Source organism: Urechidicola vernalis, from assembly GCF_031846385.1.
GTDB lineage: Bacteria > Bacteroidota > Bacteroidia > Flavobacteriales > Flavobacteriaceae > Urechidicola > Urechidicola vernalis.
On the sequence record NZ_JAVRHV010000026.1, the window covers coordinates 1 to 729 of the forward strand.

The 729-nt window shown below is 38.1% G+C and carries 1 pseudogene; it reads left to right on the forward strand.

Annotated features, from left to right (window positions below):
* A pseudogene (locus RM519_RS13950) lies at nt 1-729 on the forward strand (LamG-like jellyroll fold domain-containing protein); the annotation flags it as partial.

Below are 729 nucleotides of genomic sequence, written 5' to 3' on the forward strand. Positions count from 1 at the left end.
TTTAGAACAAACGGCTCCGTTGCCATATGATTCTGCTCAGAATGGAGAATGGGGTAATGTAAATACTTGGTTACGTCCAACAGTTTGGGATGCTCCAAATAGTAATGGAATTAATGGTGACCCAATAGACTGGAATATTGTAAGAACGAATCATGATATAACTTCAGGAAGTAAAGACATTACGACACTTGGCTTGTATGTTCAATCAGGAGAGTTAGAAATTATGGAGCCAGGAACAGAGGATGAAAATAATTCAGGCCACATGTTGTGGGTAACGCACTATTTGAGTTTGGATGGAGTCATTGATTTAGTTGGAGAATCACAGTTGATTCAGAAGCCTTATTGGTCGGCTCAATATTACGAATCTATGTTAGAGCCAAATAGTTCAGGTTATATTGAAAGAGACCAACAAGGGACGAAGAATAGTTATGCTTATAATTATTGGTCTTTGCCGGTTAGTGCAATTAATGTAGGTAGTAATAATCTACCAATAAGCCCTTCAAGTGCATTGAGAGACGGATCGACGTCTTCGAATCCATTAAATATAAATTTTGGAAGCCCTTATGCCTATGCAGATGGAGGAGGAAATCCAAGTCCAATTAGATTGTCAAGTTATTGGATATATAAGTTTGTTAATAACTGGAATGCCTATGCCAATTGGGCTCATGTAGGGGACGGAGGACTTTTAAATATTACAGAAGGTTTCTCTATGAAAGGAACAGATCCGAA